Source organism: Bacillus cereus group sp. N12 (genome assembly GCF_016483575.1).
GTDB classification, from domain to species: Bacteria; Bacillota; Bacilli; order Bacillales; family Bacillaceae_G; genus Bacillus_A; species Bacillus_A toyonensis.
The window spans coordinates 41,658-63,017 of record NZ_JAEHBO010000024.1; the positions used below are offsets into that span (position 1 = coordinate 41,658).

Consider the following 21,360-nt stretch of genomic DNA (forward strand, 5'->3'; position numbering starts at 1 on the left):
TAAAGGTGGATATAAGTTATGAATAAAAAGATTCTCTTTACTGGGGGCGGTACAGCAGGACACGTTATGATTAATATGGTATTGATTCCTAAATTTATGGAAAAAGGATGGAGGGTTGAGTATATTGGATCTCAAAATGGAATTGAAAAGTTATTAGTTCAAAATGTTAAGTACAATAGTATTTCAACGGGGAAACTTCGGAGATATTGGGATTGGGAGAACTTTAAAGATCCTTTTAAAATTATAAAAGGCTGCTTACAAAGTTATAAATTAATTAAGAAAGTGAAGCCAGACGTTATCTTTTCGGCAGGAGGATTTGTTTCAGTTCCTGTAGTTATAGGGGCATGGTTAAATCATGTACCAATCGTAATACGTGAGCCAGACAGTACGTTAGGGTTAGCAAATAAAATAGCATTGCCTTTTGCTACAAAACTATGCACAACATTTCCTCATACAGGGGAGAATGTAAGTAACGAGAAAAAAGTTTATGTAGGACCAATTGTAAGGGAAGAAATTGAGAGAGGTAACGTATTACGAGGAAGAAGTTATTGTGAATTTCAGCAAGATAAGCCAGTATTGTTAATTATGGGTGGGAGTCAAGGGGCTAAATGGATAAATGATATGGTAAGGAAAAGTTTAGATACATTATTATTAAGTTTTAATATTGTTCATATGTGCGGTAAAGGAAAGGTAGATTCATCTATTGGCATGGAAGGTTATATGCAATTTGAATATATAGGGGAAGAATTGCCGCATATATTGAATATGGCAAGTGTTGTCGTTTCCAGAGCGGGTTCTACTGCTATTTCTGAATTGTTATTTTTGAAGAAACCGATGTTGCTTATCCCGTTAACTAACGGTTCCAGTAGAGGGGATCAAGTTTTAAATGCTGACTATTTTTCTAGGCAAGGGTATGCGGAAGTTTTACTTCAAGACAGAGCAAGTAATAGTACATTTACACATGCAGTAAACCGGCTATATGCAAATAAGGAGAGATATGTTCAAAACATGAATGGATATAAGAAAACAAATGATGAGGGGATTCATCAATTAATAGATTTAATAAATGAAGTGGTGAAATAATAGAAAGTTAAATAGAAAAACAAAAGGAAAGAAGGTATCTTCTTTCCTTTTGTTTTTCAAATTCATTATTATGTAGCCTATTATATTCTGTATAGAGCTATATACTATAGACGAATACCGTTTTTTAACAGCTTAGTAAATGCATTAGAATAAATAGGTTTACTGTAATAGTAACCTTGAATAAACTGACATTTATTTTTTTGAAGGAAATTCACGTGTTCTTTCGTTTCTACACCTTCAGCGATAACCGACATCTCTAATGTATGTGCTAATGTGATGATTGTTTTAATGATTTCCATTCCATCTTCACACGTTTCAGACATTGTCATAAATTCCCTCGGGATTTTTAAAGTATCGATTGGATATAAAGGTAAGTAAGCAAGCGAAGAATAGCCTGTACCAAAGTCGTCGATTGAAATGTGAATTCCTAAATTTTTTAGTGTACGCAGTTTTATTAATGTTTCTCTTTCATCCATCATTGCAATTCGTTCTGTTAATTCAAGATCGAGAGAACTTGCTGGTAAGCCTGTAGTTGCTAAAGTAGATGAAATAGACTTTACAAAATCTTCTTGTTCAAATTCTTTAGCAGATAAATTTACTCCTATTTTTAAATGAGAATACCCGAGTGCATGCCAACGTTTCATTTGCTCACAAGCTTGTTGTAATGTCCATTTTCCTATTGGAATAATTTGTAGTGTTTCTTCAGCAATAGGAATAAATTCGTATGGAGAAATAACACCTAATTCGGGATGGTTCCATCTGATCAAAGCTTCAGCACCGATAATTTTGTTAGATTCACTGTCAACTTGAGGTTGATATAAAAGGAATAATTCTTCATTTTGAAGTGCGTTTGGTAAATCTTTCTCTAATCGTAATCGTCTTTCGATTTTTTTAGCGATTACATCGTCATAAATAGAGACTGAATTAAGCTCTTTTTCTTTCGCATCATACATTGCGACATTAGCGTTTTTCAAAAGTGTAGAGGCATCGATTCCAGAATGTGGATAAATAGCGATACCAATACTAAGTGATACATTTAATTTTTGTTCATGTATGACAAATGGTTTTTTCATACTTTCAAATAATTCGTTACATAACTGAAATAAGGAATCATGGTCAGTATAGTTTTCAATTAAGATTGTAAATTCATCGCCACCGATTCTTGATACATAAGTATGTGATGGAAGACATGATTGGAATCGCTGTGCCACTTCTTCTAATATGTAATCACCTGACGAATGCCCAAGTGTATCGTTAATTGCTTTAAAGCGGTCTAAATCTAAATATAATAATGCAAACTCACTATTTATTGTTTGAGCATTCTTTATAACTTTTCTTAATTTCTTATGGAAATAGGCTCGATTCCCAATTTTCGTTACAGTATCGTGGAATGCTAAATATTTTATTTCTTCTTGTTGTTTTTTTTGTGCGGTAATATCCTTTACCATAATATAGCTTCCTGAAATTTGTCCATCTATCATAATAGGGACGATGGTAACGTATAAAAAATAAATAAAACCATCTTTATATTGAGAACTAAGTTGTAAGGATGCCGATTTTTGTTGTTTAACTTTTTCTAATGCAGTTAACAGTTTGTGTTTATCTTCATCTAAAATTATCGAGAAACATGTCTCACCGAGTAACTCGTTTGTTGGTGCTCCGAGTAGGACGCTTCCTGCCTTATTTACATTTAAGAATACTCCATTTAAATCAATTGTAAAAATGGGGTCAGGATGATATTCATATAATGATTCGAATTTTTGCTGTTTCTGAGATAGAGCCTCTGACTTATGGACTAAATCAGAAGTCCTTAAAGTAACTTTATCTTCTAGTTGAGCATTAAATGCTTGTAGACGTTTTGTTAGAGTAGCATTTTGCATACCCACAATAGAATGTCGAATAAGTACAAAAACAAAAGCGATACAATTTCCTGTAATGAGAGTGGAAGATGATGTTTGTTCTTTTAACGTAAACCCGATTAGTATTGCGACGGCCAGATAGGGAAATACGACTAAAATCTTTTTCCCTAATCTAGGGTGTACAGTAAAATAATTTTTATTGTTATTATAATCGTCTGAAATGGAAGCAGCTATTGCGATAAGTAATATAGGTACTCTATATAAAAGACGTAATAGCGTTATAGTATCATTTGCTAAATAGCTATATAGGTAGAAATAAATATAGTTAAAAGTTGCAGAACTTATTAATACAAAAATAAAAATATAAATTTTCCGTTTGGAATTAAAAACAGTTGGACGGAAAAAGAGACTAACACTTAGTAGAAGAAATAATAGGTCTGCAATTGGATATAGAAAGGAAAGAAAAATATCTCCCAGTGAAAGGGAAAATATATTTAAATCTGGCTGATTAAATAAATACCATTCTAATGTGAATACGGAAATGAGTACGATGCATAGATCACAAATAAAGAATGCCTTTTCCCATTTGTTGCATTCTTTTAAGATTTTATAGCAGAAAGCGATAAGGCAGAAGAATAGAAAAAACATGTAAAATACATCAGAAACAGTAAAACGATATATTGGAATCTCAAAAAAGTTATCTTGATACGTATATACTATTTTTCCTAATAAAAAACTACCAATTGCTATTGTGATACATATCCAAAAAGGATTTGAACTAACCTTTTTAGAATATATAGAGTAAATTAGTGATACAAATGTAATGGCTTCAATGATGAGTGAAGCGAAGCGTACATTGAAATTTGAAAAATGAGTAGGGAACAGAAAGAAAAACATAAAATAGATTGAATAGCATACTAACGTTGTAATTAATATGCATAGTTGTAAATTTTTATTTAATTTCAATAAAATCACCTTCTTTAATTATGCACCATATTCGTAATATCTATACATAATAATATTACTTAAGGATTGTATCAGATTTCCATATAAAAAGCATGCTAATAAGAAAAGAATTGAAGAGTGTAATACTTCTTAAAATTGAAAAAGTATTGCGTTCAATAATTTTTAGTTTATAAGGAATATAGATAGAATTTGTATATTTAGTCATCCTTTAGATTTTAAAGGTTTTTTAGTGATTTGCAAGCAGAGATGCAACATTACATATAAAATGACAAGGGACTTCCTTCTAGGTTATAAAACGAAAGGGAAGACTTTCTGTTTTATAATCTGAAAATTTATAATTGAAAATCAGTTCCGGAAAGTAATAAGATAAGAAGGTATGATTTTGTGGGTTTGATAGTGTTGCCATTAAAACTATAAAAAGAGGGTGAACTTTTTATGTTATGTCGAATTAAAGATGCAGAAATATACTACGAAATTGTTGGAGAGGGGAAACCAGTCCTTATTATACATGGCTGTGCCCCTGATCATAGGTTAATGCAAAGATGTATGGAATCAGTATTGCAGAAATATGAAGGATATCAAAAAATTTATATTGATTTACCTGGCATGGGAAAATCGAATGCTCCAGATTGGATAAATAGTTCAGACCATATATTAGAAGTACTTATTGCATTTATTGAGGAGATTATTTCTACTGAAAAATTCTTATTGGTAGGAGAATCGTACGGAGGATATTTGGCTAGAGGGATACTCTCAAAGATGTCTGAGAAGGTGAATGGATTATTGTTAGTATGTCCTGTTGTTGTAGCACAACCAAAAGAAAGACTTTTACCGGATAAACAGGTGCTTGTACGAGACGAGGAGTTTTTAAATACGCTCACTTCCATCGAAAGAGAAGAATTTTGCGATTTGGCAGTGGTAGCAAATGAATATACATATACACGATTCAAAGAAGAAATTAAGCCAGGATTAGATGTTGCTAATTATGAATTTATTGAAAGGTTGCAAAAGAATTACCCTCTTACTATAGATTTTCACCGTAAGAAATATGAGAAACCCGTTCTTTTATTAGCTGGAAGACAAGATATAACGGTAGGGTATCAAGATATTATAGGAATGATTGAAAATTATCCAAGAGCGACATTAGCTGTGTTAGACACGGCAGGACATAATTTGCAAATTGAACAGCCTGAACTATTTGAGAGTTTAGTAGGAGAGTGGATTAGAAGAACAACTTAGCAAAGTGTATAAAGTATATTAAAGGGGAATAAATTAATATTGCGATTACGCCTAAGTTTTTGGATGGGACAGATTAACGTGATGTATAAACAATCTTAAGGAGGAATTATGAGTACATTTATTTACATGGTTAGACATGGTGAATCACTTAAAATAGAGGGGAATGAAAGAACACGTGGATTAACTGAGAAAGGAAATTTAGATACTCATAGAGTAACTGAGATATTAAAAACAGAGGGAATTGATACTTTCATTTCAAGTCCGTATAAGAGAGCTATGTTAACGATAGAAGAGGCAGCTAATTTCTATGAAAAAGAAATAGTAGTATATGAAAATCTTAAAGAGTGTCGATTTGCAAGTGAGGATCAGATTATATTAGACAAAGAGGTGTATCCACTTGTAAAGAAGATGTTCTCTAATCCGGACTTTGCACGAACGGAAGGAGAGTCATATGCGGATTGTCAGAGAAGAGTAGTGAAAGTATTAAAAGAAATCTTAATCGATTTTCAAGGGCGCAAAATTGTAATTGGTACACATGGGCTTGCCATGACATTGATGATGAACTATTTTGATAAGCAATATGGGCTTGAATTTTTAATGAATACAGCAAAACCGGATATATATAAGATGGAATTTAAAGAAGAACAATTAATGAACGTAGAGAGATTATGGAAAGCGGAATAAAATTGGTTGCATGGATTTTGCTGTAAAAGTTACTTTTATAGCAAAATCTTTTTTATTTGAATAGAAAGCATCTTTATCAACTATTTTTAGAATGTTACATCAATAAGTAATTATTCAGTATTTGAATAAATTATGGGAAAATTGGTTTAAGGAAACCATTTTAAATATGACAAAACTCCAAACATTGGATTTATATTCAATAGAAGAAAAAGATGTAGAATTTTGTCTTGTTGTACGTGTTTACTTTTTATTCCGTTACATATAGGCTTTGTGGTGTAAGGGGGCGACATCGCCTTTGCGCTACATTTAGAAGGAGGTCATTGTGATGAAAAAGATGAGAAAATTTGCGGGAGTAGCTTTAGCGGGGACAATTGGATTAAGTGGACTACTTTTTTTAGAACCAAGTATAAGTGCTGCAGAAACATCGCAAGTGCAAGAGGAGAATTTTAATGCGATTCATGTAAAGATGAATCAAAGTGAGCAGTATTTATTGAGTGGTAGAAGTATTGATGTTCTTTCGGGAGATAAAGAAGCAATTCAGTTAAATAAATACACAATTAGTTTTAGTAAACCTGGCGAGTATGTGATTAGGGTAAATGGTTGTGTTTATGACGATATCTATACTTTTACTGTGAGTGAGTAGTATATACTCTTATATTGTGAGATAAAAAAAGAAACACCCTATTTGCGGTGAGAATCGTAAATAGGGTGAATTATTTGTTAGAAAGTTAATGAAAAGAGCAATAGGTATTTAGTTGTGTTTTATATATTTTCATTAATTTGCTCTTTATTTTTGTTATGTAAAGTGTGTAAAAGTGTTTGAAATACTGTAAATGATTGCTGAAAGATTGGACTTTGAATAAAAGTGTATAGAAACGTTACGATGAAAACAGGACCTCCTAGCATATATCCAATAACTAATACAACGCATTCTACTATGATTCTAGCACGGCTAATAGACAGTCCCGTTTTGTCGGAAATAGTAAGCATGAATCCATCGCGAGGTCCAGCACCAATTTCAGCCGCAACATACATACCTCCCCCAATACCTGTGATTGCAATACCGGAAAATAAGATGAGTAAGTTTATCCATAAATAATGAGTAGCGTTTGGAAGGATATTTGATTGTAAGAAAAAGTCCATAATAGGACCGATAAGCAGTGCATTTAAAAATGTGCCTACGTTTATATATTTTCGATCTACTAGTAAAGAAATGAGAACGAGACATAATCCACATATGACACTCCACGTACCAATGGTCCATCCAAATCTTTGGTAGAGGGCCATATTTAAAACTTCCCAAGGATGCAAACCGAGAAATTTAACTTTGACTGCAAGAGCGTTTCCAAGGCCAAAGAAAATTAATCCTAAGAAAAAAAGAAAATAGCGAAAGAGAGTTAGCCTCATCTTTAAAACCTCCCATATTTTATAATTATGTATGTTACCTGTTACGGTTTTAATGTACAAATATTATGTCTTTTTAGCATTCGTTTAAAATTGTTAACAATGTAAATGAAATATACATCTTCACAGTCAAAACAGTTAAAATATTTCGTTTTAAGGATTATAATGGAGAGAGAAACAGAAAAGGGAGTGAACGAACTTGAAACAAGAACTTATTGAAAGATTTACGAGATATGTAAAAATTGATACCCAATCAAATGAAGAAAGCCATACAGTGCCAACAACACCTGGACAAATTGAATTTGGTAAATTATTAGTTGAAGAGTTAAAAGAAATTGGGTTAACAGAAGTAACGATGGATGACAATGGTTATGTAATGGCAACACTTCCCGCTAATACGGACAAGGATGTGCCTGTAATCGGATTTTTAGCCCATTTAGATACGGCAACAGACTTTACGGGGAAAAACGTAAAACCACAAATTCATGAAAATTTTGATGGTCATGCAATTACGTTAAATGAAGAGCTAAATGTTGTTTTAACACCAGAGCAGTTCCCGGAATTACCATCATATAAAGGACATACGATTATTACAACTGATGGTACAACACTTCTAGGTGCAGATGATAAAGCTGGTCTTACAGAAATTATGGTTGCAATGAACCATTTAATACATAATCCACAAATTAAGCATGGGAAAATAAGAGTAGCATTTACACCGGATGAAGAAATTGGTCGTGGGCCAGCGCATTTTGATGTAGAAACGTTTGGTGCATCATTCGCTTACACGATGGATGGAGGTCCATTAGGTGGTTTAGAGTATGAAAGTTTTAATGCTGCAGGTGCTAAGTTAACGTTTAACGGAACGAATACACATCCTGGAACAGCGAAAAATAAAATGCGTAACGCAACGAAACTTGCTATGGAGTTTAACGGGCATTTACCAGTAGAAGAGGCGCCAGAATATACAGAAGGCTATGAAGGGTTCTATCATTTACTTTCTTTAAATGGTGATGTTGAGCAAAGTAAAGCGTATTATATTATTCGAGATTTTGATCGTGAAAATTTTGAGACACGTAAAAATAACGTTGAAAATATTGTGAAGCAAATGCAAGAGAAGTATGGGCAAGATGCGGTCGTTTTAGAAATGAATGATCAATATTATAACATGCTTGAAAAAATTGAACCGGTAAGAGAAATTGTTGATATTGCATATGAAGCGATGAAAAGTTTAAATATCGAACCGAACATTCACCCGATTCGCGGTGGAACAGATGGATCACAATTATCATATATGGGATTACCGACGCCAAATATTTTCACTGGTGGTGAAAACTACCACGGTAAATTTGAGTATGTTTCGGTAGATACTATGGAAAAAGCTGTTCAAGTTATTGTAGAAATCGCAAGACGATTTGAAGAACAAGCTTAGACAAGAACCAAGTAGTAAGAATGTGCTACTTGGTTCTTTTTAATATAGCACGCGCCACAAATAAAAAGTTGCATAAGATTCCCAATTTGTCCAGTTTGCCGCAAAGTCTTTTATTTCATGTTTAGTCGGTTTATTTTCGGAACCTGTAATAAATTTAATTGCATTATGCAGACCAACATCATCAATTGGAAAGGCTGAAGGGAAGCGTAAACAGCGCATTAAAACATAGTGGGCAGTCCACGGTCCTATACCATGGATAGCGGTTAATTGTTTTTCAGCAATTTTTACATCTTGTGTTTGTAGTAACGATTCTTTTGATAGTTTCCCTTCTGTAATAAGCCTCGCAATACCGATTAAATATTCACATTTTCTAGTCGTCATTTTTAATTTTTTAAGATCCTCTACATGTAAATTTGCAATTGTTTCAGGTGATGGGAATATCCTATGTTTTCTATCGTTCCATTTTACGTAACTTCCAAATTGTTCAACTAATCTTCTTTTTAGCGTATAAGCATATGCGAGGTTAATTTGTTGACCGATAATTCCCCAGGAAAGTGCTTCAAATAAATCTGGAATACCTAATGTGCGAAGCCCATAATAATCTTGAATAGGGCCTTGAAGGAGTGGGTCATGTTTAGCTAATGTATAAAAAGGAGCTAAATCGGTAGTGAAATCAAACCACTCTATTACGTAGTTAGCTATAGCATCACATACCCATTTTTCAGAGTTATAGGATTCTCCTAAAAAACGTATTTGAATATTTCCTTCAGTATTTATACTAATTTCAACTAAAGGGTTTACATGTTCAACAGGAATGACTTTATAAATTTTGTTATCTTCAATGTGAAACATACATTCATTGTTAGAACGTGATAGATAGCGTAAGTTTTCTTGGAAATTAAATTCTTTTGGAGCTGCTAAAGTCAATGCGTTATTATATTCTGCTGTCATATGAATTCCACCTGTAATTTTTCTAATGTGAGCAATTCTTTTTTCATTTCTAATCCGCCTCTAAAACCAGTTAGTTTTCCATCTTTTCCTATAACGCGATGGCAAGGAATCGTAATGAGAAGAGGGTTGGCGGCAATAGCAGAAGCAACGGCACGCACAGCTGTAGGTTTTTGAATTCTTTCTGCAATTTCTGAATAAGAATAGGTCTTCCCGTAAGGAATTTCACGTACCGTATTCCAAACGGATAATTGAAAAGCAGTTCCGTAAGCATCGATAGGGAAAGTAAAAGTTTCACGCTTGTTTTCTAAATACTCCATAATTTCTTTCGTATATGTTTGCATGTAATCTGGATTGCAAGTCAATATATGTTGGGGCTGTTTTTTTCTAGCCCATATATTTAGTTCTTCAAAGTTTGCGTCTTGTGATCCAATGAAACAAATTCCATTTTCAGTTGCAGCAATATGAAAGCACCAATTTTTATGTGTAAGTAGCGTCCAATATATAGATTTATTTTTGTAGGAATTCATTATTGTCTACCTCTTTCATTACGTTCTTTTTTCGATATTCAGTAGGAGTAAATCCAGTTTTCTTTTTAAATAAAGTTGCGAAATACTCTTGGTTTTCTATCCCGACAGCAGTACTAATTTCTTTAACGGATTGCTTTGTATGTGAAAGATATTCCATCGCTTTTACAATCCTGAATTGCTGTATATATTCCATTGGGCTAATTCCTGTTATTCTTTTGAAAGTGCGTTGTAAATGAAAGGGGCTACCGTGGCACATTTCCGCCAGTATGCCGAGAGTTAATGCTTCGTCAAAATGCTTTTCAATATACTCTTTAATTTGTTCTACCCACTCTTCATTTGGTAAAGTAATCCCATTTGGTTTACAACGTTTGCACGGACGAAAGTTTTCCTGCAATGCCTGTTCTGCATGAAGAAAAATTCGTACATTGTTTTGATTCGGTATTCTTGATTTACACGATGGTCGGCAAAAGATACCAGTTGATTTCACAGCATAAAAGAATTTGTTGTCATAGGAAGAATCATTATGAATAATTGCTTGCCAATACACACTTGTTAACATAAATTCTCCATTGTGCAAAGAACATCACCTCTGAAATTAGTATAACCTGAATAAAGTGCGTATGTACGTATTCAAAAATGTAAGAGCAAGATTACAAAGATGAAAATATGATTGTTTTTCTATTTTGTGATAGCATGAACTTTGAAAGTGAACAGCAAGAGGAGGATTATAAGTGAAGTTAATTTCATGGAATGTAAATGGTTTACGTGCAGTTATCACAAAAGGTGGATTTTTAGAATATCTTGAGGAAGCCAATGCAGATATATTTTGTCTACAAGAAATTAAATTACAGAGTGGACAAATTGATTTAAATCTAGAGGGATATTATACATATTGGAATTATGCTGTGAAAAAAGGCTATTCAGGAACGGCAATTTTTACGAAAAAAGAACCGCTTTCTGTTACGTACGGTTTAGGCATTGAAGAGCATGATCAAGAAGGAAGAGTCATTACTTTAGAATTCGAAGATTTTTACATGATAACGTTATATACGCCAAACTCAAAACGAGGATTAGAGCGTTTAGATTACAGAATGGAATGGGAAGATGATTTCAGGGCTTACATAAAGCAATTAGATGAAAAGAAACCAGTTATTTTCTGTGGAGATTTAAATGTTGCTCATAAAGAAATAGATTTAAAAAATCCAAAAAGTAACCGTAAAAACCCTGGATTCTCTGATGAAGAAAGGGAGAAGTTTACACGTATTTTAGAAGAAGGATTTGTTGATACGTACCGTCACCTTTATCCTAATCAGGAAGGTGCATACTCTTGGTGGTCCTATCGTATGGGAGCAAGAGCGAAAAATATCGGATGGCGTTTAGATTATTTTGTTGTCTCGGACAGAATAAAAGGGCAAATAACGGATGCGAAAATTAACAGTGAAATAATAGGATCAGACCATTGTCCAGTTGAATTACATATAAATTTCTAAAAAAAGAAGTATCTCGCTAATAATAGGCGGATACTTCTTTTTAATTCAGTTTGTTAAAATTTTTCAAATCATTCTTGAAATAATTACATATTAAATATATACTTAGTAACGATAATCATTATCAGTGAAAAGAATTATCAATGGATGAAGTATAAAAGAATTATAGTTTAGGGGAAGTGAATGGGAATGAGTTCCGGATAAAATTATTAATCTAATGAAATATATGCTTAGAACAAGTTTCATGTAGTTAAGTTTTTATATAAAAATAATCTATTTACAGGTTTCGAGAGGAGATATATAAAGATGAACAAGAAGTTATTTACATTAGGGATGGTTACAGTTTTAAGTGTAGGGTTAGCGGCATGTAATAGTGCGGATAAAACTTCAGGGGAGCAAAAGCAACAGACAAAAGCTACGGAAACAAAAAAAGATGAAAAACGAAAAATTACATATTTAGGTAAAGAATATACAGTGCCAGCAAAAGTAGATAAAATTGCGACAGCTAGTTTAGAGTCAATGGAAGATGCGGCAGTACTTGGAATTAAACCAGTTGGTGCGATTACTGTAGGTGGTAAATTACCAAAGTATCTTGAAAAAGATTTAGAGGGTGCAAAATCTGTTGGTGAGAAAATGCAACCGAATTTTGAAACATTACTTCAATTAAAACCAGATGTTATTACATCAAGTACGAAATTCCCAGCAGAAACAGCTGAAAAGTTTACGAAAGTAGCTCCGACGTTCCCAGTATCACACGTTTCAACAAATTGGGAAGATAACTTAAAGTTAATGGGAGAATTAACTGGTAAAAAAGATAAAGCAGAAAAGATTATTAAAGATTACAATGCGGACGCTGAAAAAGCAAAAGCAAAACTAGGAGATAAGTTAAAAGACAAAAAAGTACTTGTCGTTAGACTAAGAGCAAACGAATTATTCCTATATCCTGAAGGCGTATACTTTAACCCTGTCATTTATAAAGATCTTGGACTAACTGCTCCAGAGCAATTGAAAACTGTAAAAGCACAAGAGAAAATTTCATTTGAAAAACTTGCTGAACTTAACCCGGATTATATTTTCTTACAATACGAGGCAAGTGAAAATAAAAACCCGAAAGTACTAGAAGAAATTGAAAGCAATCCAATTTGGCAAAGTATGAATGCTGCGAAAGAAAAGAAAGTATTTGTAAACGTTGTGGATCCAATGGCACAAGGTGGTACAGCTTGGAGTAAAACAGCATTCTTAAAAGAAGCAGTGAAAAATTTATCTAAATAATACAATAAGTAAGGTGCGTTGAATGATATGCAGAAAACAAATGCAGTACCAGTAACTATATTATGTATAGCACCCATACTCATCTTAGCTACAGTTATACTTTCTATTTTGTATGGTGCGAAAAGTATTGATGCTGAAACAGTGTGGAACGCATTATTTCATTTTGATTCAAGCGATGTAAATCATAATATTATTATTACTTCACGTTTACCAAGGGTAGTTGCAGCTCTTTTAGTCGGAGCATTTCTAGCCATATCAGGAGCACTTATGCAGGGGATGACAAGAAACTATCTTGCATCCCCTTCTATTATGGGTGTGACGGATGGTGCAGCCTTTGTTATTACACTATGTATGATTTTTCTTCCAGGAATGTCATCGATCGGTATGGTTTTATGTTCAATGATTGGTTCTGCACTAGGGGCCGGTATCGTGTTTGGTTTTGGCTCACTTCTTCAAAATGGCCTATCTCCTGTTAGGTTAGCAATTATAGGGACAGTTATTGGAACATTTTTAAGCAGTGTATCAGCTGCGATGGCTTCGTATTTTCAAATCTCTCAAAATGTTAGTTTTTGGTTTAATGCAAAGTTAGACCAAGTGGACCCTAATATAATTAAAATCACGATACCTTTTGGGATAATTGGGATAGTTTTAGCGCTGTTAATAGCGAAATCTATTACCATTCTTTCTTTAGGAGAAGAAGTTTCTATTAATCTAGGGCAGCGTACAAAACTAGTAAAAGCGATGGCAATTTTATCAGTAATTTTTTTAACAGGAACAGCAGTTGCTTTAGTAGGAAAAGTTGGTTTTGTAGGCTTAATTATTCCACACATTACTCGCTTTATTATTGGGGTAGATTATAAGTGGATTTTACCATGTGCGGGTGTTATTGGTGGAGTTTTCTTAGCTTTATGTGATGTACTAAGTAGATTTGTAAACTATCCATTTGAAACGCCAATTGGAGTCGTTACATCTTTAATTGGGATTCCTTTCTTCCTTTATTTAATCCGTACAAGAGGAGGAGAGAGACATGCTTAAAAGTTCAAGTCAACGTTTTGGAATGACGATGGGGATTATTATATTTTTAATACTATGTGCCATTTATATTAGTTTAACGAATGGAACGTTTGATATTACGATTACAGATGTATTTAAAACACTTTTTAGAATAGATCCGTTACCAGAGCATGATTTAGTTATTTTTGAGTTTCGTCTTCCGCGCATTGTAATTGCTGGATTAGTAGGATTAGGATTAGGCGTTGCGGGTGCTGTAATTCAAGGGATTACGAGAAATGGTTTGGCGGACCCAGGTATTTTAGGAGTAAATGCCGGAGCAGGTACAGCTATCGTCATTTTTATGTTTTTCTTTCAAGGACAATTAAAGAGCACAGACTGGATTTCTATAATGATGATGCCGATGTTTGGCCTAGTTGGTGGATTAGGTGCAGCCATTATAATCTATCTGTTTTCTTGGAAAAACGGTAAGTTAGATTCGCAGCGACTTTTGTTAACAGGGATTGCAATTGGTTCAGGGTTTGGCGCATTCTCTATGTATTTATCACTCAAAATGAAATCAACTGATTTTGAGATGGCTGCAGTTTGGGTGTCTGGAAGCATATATAGTGCAAACTGGAAGTATATTATTGCTATGTTACCGTGGCTTATCATTTTAATTCCACTTATACAGAAGAAAGCTTATTTATTAGATTTATTTCAATTGGAAGAAACGAGTATTACGAGTTTAGGTGTTTCAGTAGAAAGAGAGAAATCAATTTTACTATTAAGTAGTATCGGACTTGTAAGCGCATGTGTTGCTGTTTCAGGAAGTATTGGTTTCATAGGACTAATGGCACCGCATATAGCGAAAAGACTTGTTGGTATTCAGCATAAGCATATCATTCCTACGTGCGGAGTAATCGGAATGTTTCTTGTAATTGCTTCAGACTTTATTGCAAAAACAGTTTTCACACCTGTAGAGTTACCAGTTGGAATCGTTATTTCTATTGTCGGTGTACCGTATTTCTTATATTTACTTTATAAGGCGAAAGCGTAAGAGGAGGAATAAAAGTGAGTATGTTAAGTGCAAAAAATTTAGAAACAAGTTATGAAAAACTTACAGTGTTTCGCGATTTAAATGTGGAAATACAAGAAGGAAAAGTAACGACAATTATAGGGCCAAACGGGTGCGGTAAATCAACACTATTAAAAACGATGGGACGAATTTTAAAGCAAAAAAGCGGTAAAGTGTATTTGCAAGGAAAGGATTTAAATACAATTCCAACGAAAGAAATTGCCAAGCTGTTAGCTTTACTTCCGCAAACTCCGATTGCACCAGGAGAGCTTAAAGTAGAAGAATTAATTTCTTATGGACGCTATCCACATCGAAATAACGTAAACAAGTTAACCTCAAAAGATAAAGAAATGATTGATTGGGCATTAGATATAACGAAAACTTCAGAATTTAGAACGAGACAAATTGCAAATTTATCAGGTGGTCAACGACAAAAGGTATGGCTAGCAATGGCTTTAGCACAAGAGACAGAAGTGTTGCTATTAGATGAACCGACTACATATCTTGATATGTCTCACCAATTAGATGTATTGCAAATTGTAGAAAAGTTAAATAGAGAACATAACTGTACGATTGTAATGGTATTGCATGATATTAACCACGCAGCAAGGTTTTCCGATGAAATTATTGCAATGAAAGATGGGAAAATTGTTACAACTGGTAGTCCAGAAGAAATTATTACAAATGAAGTCTTAAAAGAAGTATTTCATATTGATGCGCGTGTCATGATTGACCCGTATAATGGGGCTCCTGTTTGTTTCGGTTATGATAGTGTTGTATCTCAAGAAGAAAAAGTAGAAATATATGTAACGAGCTAAAAGGGGGAGATAGGGTGAATACTACTATTGAAAAACAGCAGATTATTACATCTAATACAGAACAGTGGAAAATGTATTCAAAAGTAGAGGGTAAGGAATATCAAATTCATATTTCAAAGCCGAGGCAACCAGCACCGGATTCAGGATACCCTGTCATATACGTATTAGATGGCAATGCCTTTTTTCAAACATTTCATGAAGCGGTTAAAATACAATCAGTAAGGGCTGAAAAAACAGGTGTTTCACCAGCCGTTATAGTAGGTATGGGTTATCCAATTGAAGGAGCATTTTCAGGAGAAGAAAGATGCTATGATTTTACACCTAGCGTAATTTCAAAAGATGCTCCTTTAAAACCAGACGGTAAACCGTGGCCTAAAACAGGAGGAGCACATAACTTCTTTACTTTTATTGAAGAAGAAGTTAAACCGCAAATTGAAAAAAGTTTTGCGATTGATAAAGGAAAACAAACGTTATTTGGGCATTCGCTAGGTGGCCTATTTGCTTTACATATATTATTTACAAACGTAAATGCCTTTCAAAATTATTTTATTAGTAGCCCATCTATTTGGTGGAATAACCAATCTGTGCTTGAAAAAGAAGAGAATCTTATAAATGAATTAAACAATGCAAAGGTTAAAACAGGAGTATTTCTTACAGTTGGTTCACTTGAACGAGAGCATATGGTTGTAGGTGCAAATGAATTGTCAGAGCGCCTTCTCCAAGTAAAACACGATCAATTTAGATTTATGTTTTATGAAGCAGAAGGAGAGAATCATGCATCTGTTGTGCCGACTTCTTTAAGTAAAGGGTTGAGATTTATTAGTCATGTATCCAGTGTTTAAAAGGCTAGTGATTGGAGTAAATTCACATTTTTAAGTTAGTTAATCAAGTGATCGTCTAATAAAATGCAAACAAAAGGCTATGGGGAAATTTTCCATAGTCTTTTGTGTTGTTCAAGTAGAATTGTCCTTTTTGAAAGTTTTGTTTCAACTTTTCGTCTAAAGAGACAAAAAGTTGTCACATTTTCGTCACAATTAGCATAAACATAAAATAGACGAAATGAACTTATTTCCAAAAAGGCTTGATTCATTCAAATCAAGAGGAATAGAGCTGAAAAAGCGCGGATTAAAAGTTCACTATATTCTCAAGGAGGTAGATCGTATGAAAACTATTCTTGCTATCGCTGGACTGATTTGGGTTCTATCACATGGCATCCCAATTTATGAAGGAGAACAAATTCGCAGTGCTCTGAATAAAAATTTTAATGAATATCATATCATTGATCGGCAAGATAATGTTGTGACAGTTCGAGTGAATGATTGTTTTCATACGGTGACCGTTGAAGGAACTTCAGTAGTGAATGATACAAAAGTATGTGATCAGCAATAACTATATATAGGAAGAAAAAAGTCTCAATTTAAACGTGTGAAGATTGAGGCTTTTATATTTGTAAGCGAATAATAAGCGGGGATGGACAATCCCCGCTTATTATTGTTTCAATTTATCCCGCTATTTGCCGGGCAGGCTACCAGTAAAAGCCCGATTGGGGAGTGCTAATTAAAGTTTCACTTTATTGGATTTTGATTGGAGATATAATGATTTTTTTACAAAAAGGAAAGGGTATAATAAAAATTGAGACTGAGAAGCTAATAATGTGTTAAGAATAATCATAAAGTGGAAATATACTCATATGGGGTATCATACATAGATATTTAATGCTATAATTAGTATACTCATAAAAGCAATTGTTTTATTGGATGAAGAGAAATTTTAAGAAGGTGATAATATGGATCATAAAGAGCATGAATCAGTAACACATAGATCAGAAAAAGAAAAAGAGCAAATTATAAATAGATTGAAGAGAATCGAAGGACAAGTTCGTGGTATTCAAAATATGATTGAAAATGATCGTTATTGCGTTGATATTTTAGTGCAAATTTCAGCGATTAATGCAGCGATGAAAAAAGTAGGAATGGGTGTCTTAAAAAATCATACGAGTCATTGTGTTTCAGGAGCTATTAAAAATGGAAATGGTGACGAAGCAATTGAAGAATTAATGACAGTATTTGAACGTTTTTCAAAAGCGTAAAAACAAGCTAGTATGTAACTGGCTTGTTTTTTTTGTTTACTCGTATATTGGATTTAGGTGTATTGTAGTGAAAAATTGTGTGTAAAATAAACGTTTAGAAAATAATTGAAAAATCATGATACAAAACCATTGATTACCTTAGGGGGGTATGGTAAAATGTAGTTGTGATTAACAAACAATGAAGAAACAAGAGGAGGATTTTAAATGGAACAGTTAACATTAAAAGTTGAAGGTATGTCTTGTGGACATTGTGTAAACTCTATCGAAAGCAGTGTGAAAGAGCTAAACGGTGTTGAACAAGTGAAGGTTCAATTAGCAGAAGGAACTGTTGAAGTTACTATCGACTCGTCTGCTATAACATTAAAAGATATCGTTGCTGTAATCGAAGATCAAGGATACGATGTTCAATAATTATTTTTAGATATGGAAATAAATCGTACTTTAAACGAAGTACGATTTATTTTGCTAATAATTATACCTTATAAGGGTATATAGAGGTGAGAGACATGAATGAACAAAAAGAGGCCAATCTTCAAATATCAGGAATGACATGTGCAGCATGTGCCAATAGAATTGAAAAAGGTCTGAAAAAAGTAGAAGGTGTTCATGATGCAAATGTAAATTTTGCACTTGAAAAAACAAAAATAATGTACGATCCAACTAAAACAAATCCGCAACACTTTAAAGAAAAAGTTGAATCGTTAGGATATGGAATTGTAAGTGATAAAGCTGAATTTACTGTTTCAGGAATGACATGTGCAGCATGTGCGAATAGAGTTGAAAAGCGTTTAAATAAGTTAGATGGTGTGAACAAAGCGACGGTTAATTTCGCTTTAGAGTCGGCAACGGTAGACTTTAATCCTGATGAAGTCAGTGTAAATGAAATGAAGAGTACGATTACAAAGTTAGGATATAAATTAGAAGTGAAATCAGATGAGCAAGATGGATCAACAGATCATCGCTTACAAGAAATTGAACGACAAAAGAAGAAATTTATTATTTCGTTTATTTTATCATTCCCGTTATTGTGGGCAATGGTGAGTCATTTCTCATTTACATCGTTTATTTATTTACCTGATATGCTAATGAACCCTTGGGTACAGCTAGCCCTTGCAACTCCTGTTCAATTTATCATTGGTGGACAGTTTTATATTGGAGCTTATAAAGCGTTACGTAATAAAAGTGCGAATATGGATGTCCTCGTGGCACTTGGAACGTCGGCCGCTTATTTCTATAGTGTATATTTAAGTATTCAATCTATTGGTTCTTCGGAACATATGACAGATTTATATTTTGAAACGAGTGCGGTACTTATTACATTAATTATTTTAGGTAAATTATTTGAAGCAAAGGCAAAGGGACGTTCATCAGAAGCAATTAAAAAGTTAATGGGATTACAAGCGAAAACAGCTACAGTTGTGCGAGATGGAACAGAAATGAAGATTTTAATCGAAGAAGTGGTAGCTGGTGATATCGTTTATGTAAAACCTGGTGAAAAAATACCGGTTGATGGAGAAATTGTAGAAGGAAAATCTGCGATTGATGAATCGATGTTAACGGGTGAAAGTATTCCAGTTGATAAAACAATTGGAGATGTAGTAATTGGTTCTACAATAAATAAAAATGGATTTTTAAAAGTTAAAGCAACTAAGGTAGGTAGAGATACGGCATTAGCTCAAATTATTAAAGTAGTAGAAGAAGCGCAAGGATCGAAAGCGCCTATTCAACGGGTAGCTGATCAAATTTCTGGTATTTTCGTACCGGTTGTAGTTGTGATTGCTATTATTACATTTGCAGTGTGGATGATATTTGTTACACCTGGTGATTTTGGCGGAGCGCTTGAGAAAATGATAGCAGTACTTGTTATCGCTTGCCCATGTGCGTTAGGTCTTGCGACACCTACATCTATTATGGCTGGATCAGGAAGATCAGCTGAGTATGGTATTTTATTTAAAGGTGGAGAGCATTTAGAAGCAACGCACCGATTAGATACGGTTATTTTAGACAAAACGGGTACTGTGACAAATGGGAAGCCAGTGTTAACAGATATAATTGTAGCAGATGGATTCCATGAAGAAGAAATACTACGTTTAGTAGGAGCGGCAGAAAAAAATTCTGAACACCCACTTGCAGAAGCGATAGTAGAAGGAATTAAAGAAAAGAAAATTGATATACCAAGTTCGGAAACATTTGAAGCAATTCCTGGGTTCGGTATTGAATCGATTGTTGAAGGGAAACAATTATTAATTGGTACACGTCGATTAATGACGAAGTTTAATATTGATATTGAAGAAGTTTCTAAATCGATGGAAGAGCTAGAGCGAGAAGGAAAAACAGCAATGTTAATAGCGATAGATAAGGAGTATGCTGGAATAGTTGCTGTTGCGGATACTGTAAAAGATACTTCAAAAGCAGCTATCGCACGACTTAAGAAAATGGGTCTAGACGTTGTTATGATTACAGGGGATAATACACAAACTGCTCAGGCAATTGCAGGGCAAGTTGGTATTGATCACGTAATTGCAGAAGTATTGCCAGAAGGAAAAGCAGAAGAAGTGAAAAAACTGCAAGCGCAAGGTAAGAAAGTAGCGATGGTTGGAGATGGAATAAATGATGCTCCTGCTCTTGCTACAGCAGACATTGGTATGGCAATTGGAACAGGAACGGATGTAGCGATGGAAGCGGCGGATATTACGTTAATCCGTGGTGATTTAAATAGTATTGCCGATGCAATTTTTATGAGTAAAATGACGATTAGAAATATTAAGCAAAACCTATTCTGGGCGTTAGCTTATAATGGCTTAGGGATCCCAATTGCAGCATTAGGTTTCTTAGCACCTTGGGTTGCAGGGGCGGCGATGGCATTTAGCTCGGTATCAGTCGTATTAAATGCACTAAGATTGCAAAGAGTGAAATTAAAATAATAAAAATTTTAATTTATAGAGTAATTGAAAATGCTTTTATACAAAAAAACAATACTTTGAATAAGTGTTGTTTTTTTGTTTGTATAAAAAGAAAAAAGGTATAATAAAGCAGCAATATTGAATCTTATTATAGTAGAAAGCCGAGTGTTAGTTTAGTAAGGAGACTCATATATGTTAACGGATATTATAATTAGGACATTCCAGAAAAAGGATTTAGAAACAGTATTACAATTGTTCTATGAAACAGTTCATACGGTGAATGCAAGAGATTATATCGAGTTACAGCTACAGGCATGGGCGCCAAAGCGACTAGATAGAGAAAGATGGCTACAGTCTTTAGAAAAGAATATTTGTTACGTTGCTGAGTATAGAGGTGTGATAGTGGGGTTTGGGGATTATAATGATGAGCATTACATAGATCGCTTATTTACGCATAAAGATTATCAAGGAAAAGGGGTAGCTTCATACATATTACAGAAGTTAGAAAAAGAAGCAGTGAACTTAGGGCACGGGGATATATCTGTCTCTTATACACATCTGACGCTGCCGACGAAGCT

General features: G+C 33.9%; 21 protein-coding genes. 16 read left to right on the forward strand and 5 right to left on the reverse strand.

Features of this window, described 5'->3' with window-relative positions; genetic code table 11:
* Window positions 1-18: 18 nt before the first annotated feature.
* On the forward strand, window positions 19-1,083 hold the full coding sequence (locus JDS92_RS13730) for an undecaprenyldiphospho-muramoylpentapeptide beta-N-acetylglucosaminyltransferase (protein WP_097957681.1): 1,065 nt from the start codon (window positions 19-21) through the stop codon (window positions 1,081-1,083).
* 104 nt (window positions 1,084-1,187) lie between these two features.
* Here the strand turns inward: JDS92_RS13730 and JDS92_RS13735 are convergent, their stop codons facing one another.
* Window positions 1,188-3,908, reverse strand: coding sequence for a GGDEF domain-containing phosphodiesterase (locus tag JDS92_RS13735; protein ID WP_016108960.1), 2,721 nt, complete (start codon window positions 3,906-3,908; stop codon window positions 1,188-1,190).
* A gap of 435 nt (window positions 3,909-4,343) precedes the next feature.
* Here JDS92_RS13735 and JDS92_RS13740 point away from each other — a divergent pair, with 435 nt between their 5' ends.
* The 3 genes from JDS92_RS13740 to JDS92_RS13750 all read left to right on the forward strand — a co-directional run bounded on the left by JDS92_RS13740 (window position 4,344) and on the right by JDS92_RS13750 (window position 6,474).
* Complete coding sequence (locus tag JDS92_RS13740) at window positions 4,344-5,147, forward strand: alpha/beta fold hydrolase (protein WP_199632043.1); 804 nt, start codon at window positions 4,344-4,346, stop codon at window positions 5,145-5,147.
* A 108-nt stretch (window positions 5,148-5,255) separates the two neighbouring features.
* Window positions 5,256-5,831, forward strand: a complete 576-nt coding sequence (locus JDS92_RS13745; RefSeq protein WP_070173663.1) for a histidine phosphatase family protein — start codon at window positions 5,256-5,258, stop codon at window positions 5,829-5,831.
* Between the two features lie 325 nt (window positions 5,832-6,156).
* Window positions 6,157-6,474, forward strand: a complete 318-nt coding sequence (locus JDS92_RS13750; RefSeq protein WP_016108957.1) for a hypothetical protein — start codon at window positions 6,157-6,159, stop codon at window positions 6,472-6,474.
* A gap of 119 nt (window positions 6,475-6,593) precedes the next feature.
* Here JDS92_RS13750 and JDS92_RS13755 read toward each other — a convergent pair whose 3' ends face one another.
* A complete protein-coding gene (locus JDS92_RS13755; RefSeq protein WP_098711846.1) occupies window positions 6,594-7,238 on the reverse strand; it encodes a YczE/YyaS/YitT family protein in 645 nt (214 codons plus the stop codon).
* A gap of 196 nt (window positions 7,239-7,434) precedes the next feature.
* Between JDS92_RS13755 and pepT the strand changes: the two genes are divergently transcribed.
* A complete protein-coding gene (pepT, locus tag JDS92_RS13760; protein ID WP_097957683.1) occupies window positions 7,435-8,667 on the forward strand; it encodes a peptidase T in 1,233 nt (410 codons plus the stop codon).
* Between the two features lie 39 nt (window positions 8,668-8,706).
* On the opposite strand, the gene JDS92_RS13765 is transcribed toward pepT, so the two are convergent.
* Genes JDS92_RS13765 through JDS92_RS13775 form a run of 3 tightly spaced genes read right to left on the reverse strand, consistent with a single transcriptional unit; the run spans window position 8,707 to window position 10,704 of the window.
* Window positions 8,707-9,618, reverse strand: a complete 912-nt coding sequence (locus JDS92_RS13765; RefSeq protein WP_098711847.1) for a DNA-3-methyladenine glycosylase 2 — start codon at window positions 9,616-9,618, stop codon at window positions 8,707-8,709.
* Complete coding sequence (locus JDS92_RS13770; RefSeq protein WP_098711848.1) at window positions 9,615-10,145, reverse strand: methylated-DNA--[protein]-cysteine S-methyltransferase; 531 nt, start codon at window positions 10,143-10,145, stop codon at window positions 9,615-9,617. Before JDS92_RS13770 ends, JDS92_RS13765 begins: the two co-directional genes overlap by 4 nt.
* Entirely contained in the window at window positions 10,126-10,704 is a 579-nt protein-coding gene (locus tag JDS92_RS13775) for a bifunctional transcriptional activator/DNA repair enzyme AdaA (RefSeq protein WP_098711854.1), read from the reverse strand. The genes JDS92_RS13770 and JDS92_RS13775 overlap by 20 nt, the downstream gene beginning before the upstream one ends.
* A 172-nt stretch (window positions 10,705-10,876) precedes the next feature.
* On the opposite strand from JDS92_RS13775, the gene JDS92_RS13780 reads away from it, so the two are divergent.
* The 11 genes from JDS92_RS13780 to JDS92_RS13830 form a co-directional block, all read left to right on the forward strand.
* Window positions 10,877-11,635, forward strand: coding sequence for an exodeoxyribonuclease III (locus JDS92_RS13780; protein WP_199632044.1), 759 nt, complete (start codon window positions 10,877-10,879; stop codon window positions 11,633-11,635).
* Between the two features lie 303 nt (window positions 11,636-11,938).
* Complete coding sequence (locus JDS92_RS13785) at window positions 11,939-12,904, forward strand: iron-hydroxamate ABC transporter substrate-binding protein (protein ID WP_001035500.1); 966 nt, start codon at window positions 11,939-11,941, stop codon at window positions 12,902-12,904.
* Between the two features lie 27 nt (window positions 12,905-12,931).
* Window positions 12,932-13,939: a FecCD family ABC transporter permease gene (locus JDS92_RS13790; protein ID WP_001173039.1), complete on the forward strand. Its 1,008-nt coding sequence runs from the start codon at window positions 12,932-12,934 to the stop codon at window positions 13,937-13,939.
* A complete protein-coding gene (locus JDS92_RS13795) occupies window positions 13,932-14,954 on the forward strand; it encodes a FecCD family ABC transporter permease (protein WP_000920445.1) in 1,023 nt (340 codons plus the stop codon). Before JDS92_RS13790 ends, JDS92_RS13795 begins: the two co-directional genes overlap by 8 nt.
* A gap of 14 nt (window positions 14,955-14,968) precedes the next feature.
* A complete protein-coding gene (locus JDS92_RS13800; protein ID WP_097957688.1) occupies window positions 14,969-15,790 on the forward strand; it encodes an ABC transporter ATP-binding protein in 822 nt (273 codons plus the stop codon).
* 14 nt (window positions 15,791-15,804) lie between these two features.
* Window positions 15,805-16,632: an alpha/beta hydrolase gene (locus JDS92_RS13805; RefSeq protein ID WP_098711849.1), complete on the forward strand. Its 828-nt coding sequence runs from the start codon at window positions 15,805-15,807 to the stop codon at window positions 16,630-16,632.
* Window positions 16,633-16,951: 319 nt separating this feature from the next.
* Window positions 16,952-17,179 (forward strand): hypothetical protein, encoded by a 228-nt coding sequence (locus JDS92_RS13810; protein WP_000849103.1) that lies wholly within the window; start codon window positions 16,952-16,954, stop codon window positions 17,177-17,179.
* A gap of 397 nt (window positions 17,180-17,576) precedes the next feature.
* On the forward strand, window positions 17,577-17,879 hold the full coding sequence (locus JDS92_RS13815; protein ID WP_000349642.1) for a metal-sensing transcriptional repressor: 303 nt from the start codon (window positions 17,577-17,579) through the stop codon (window positions 17,877-17,879).
* Window positions 17,880-18,083: 204 nt separating this feature from the next.
* The gene (gene copZ, locus JDS92_RS13820) at window positions 18,084-18,290 is read left to right on the forward strand and encodes a copper chaperone CopZ (protein WP_000436968.1); all 207 of its coding nucleotides are present in this window, start codon (window positions 18,084-18,086) and stop codon (window positions 18,288-18,290) included.
* A gap of 95 nt (window positions 18,291-18,385) precedes the next feature.
* A complete protein-coding gene (locus tag JDS92_RS13825; protein WP_097953950.1) occupies window positions 18,386-20,803 on the forward strand; it encodes a heavy metal translocating P-type ATPase in 2,418 nt (805 codons plus the stop codon).
* Between the two features lie 171 nt (window positions 20,804-20,974).
* Window positions 20,975-21,360: GNAT family N-acetyltransferase (locus JDS92_RS13830; protein WP_199632045.1), on the forward strand; the 386-nt coding region annotated here is incomplete at its 3' end.

Bases quoted from the DNA above. Each gene is read 5' to 3' on its own strand.
- JDS92_RS13730 (WP_097957681.1), top strand. From the start codon at position 19: ATGAATAAAAAGATTCTCTTTACTGGGGGCGGTACAGCAGGACACGTT.
- JDS92_RS13740 (WP_199632043.1), top strand. From the start codon at position 4,344: ATGTTATGTCGAATTAAAGATGCAGAAATATACTACGAAATTGTTGGA.
- JDS92_RS13745 (WP_070173663.1), top strand. From the start codon at position 5,256: ATGAGTACATTTATTTACATGGTTAGACATGGTGAATCACTTAAAATA.
- JDS92_RS13750 (WP_016108957.1), top strand. From the start codon at position 6,157: ATGAAAAAGATGAGAAAATTTGCGGGAGTAGCTTTAGCGGGGACAATT.
- JDS92_RS13755 (WP_098711846.1), bottom strand. From the start codon at position 7,238: ATGAGGCTAACTCTCTTTCGCTATTTTCTTTTTTTCTTAGGATTAATT.
- JDS92_RS13765 (WP_098711847.1), bottom strand. From the start codon at position 9,618: ATGACAGCAGAATATAATAACGCATTGACTTTAGCAGCTCCAAAAGAA.
- JDS92_RS13770 (WP_098711848.1), bottom strand. From the start codon at position 10,145: ATGAATTCCTACAAAAATAAATCTATATATTGGACGCTACTTACACAT.
- JDS92_RS13775 (WP_098711854.1), bottom strand. From the start codon at position 10,704: ATGTTAACAAGTGTGTATTGGCAAGCAATTATTCATAATGATTCTTCC.
- JDS92_RS13785 (WP_001035500.1), top strand. From the start codon at position 11,939: ATGAACAAGAAGTTATTTACATTAGGGATGGTTACAGTTTTAAGTGTA.
- JDS92_RS13790 (WP_001173039.1), top strand. From the start codon at position 12,932: ATGCAGAAAACAAATGCAGTACCAGTAACTATATTATGTATAGCACCC.
- JDS92_RS13795 (WP_000920445.1), top strand. From the start codon at position 13,932: ATGCTTAAAAGTTCAAGTCAACGTTTTGGAATGACGATGGGGATTATT.
- JDS92_RS13810 (WP_000849103.1), top strand. From the start codon at position 16,952: ATGAAAACTATTCTTGCTATCGCTGGACTGATTTGGGTTCTATCACAT.
- JDS92_RS13815 (WP_000349642.1), top strand. From the start codon at position 17,577: ATGGATCATAAAGAGCATGAATCAGTAACACATAGATCAGAAAAAGAA.
- copZ (WP_000436968.1), top strand. From the start codon at position 18,084: ATGGAACAGTTAACATTAAAAGTTGAAGGTATGTCTTGTGGACATTGT.
- JDS92_RS13825 (WP_097953950.1), top strand. From the start codon at position 18,386: ATGAATGAACAAAAAGAGGCCAATCTTCAAATATCAGGAATGACATGT.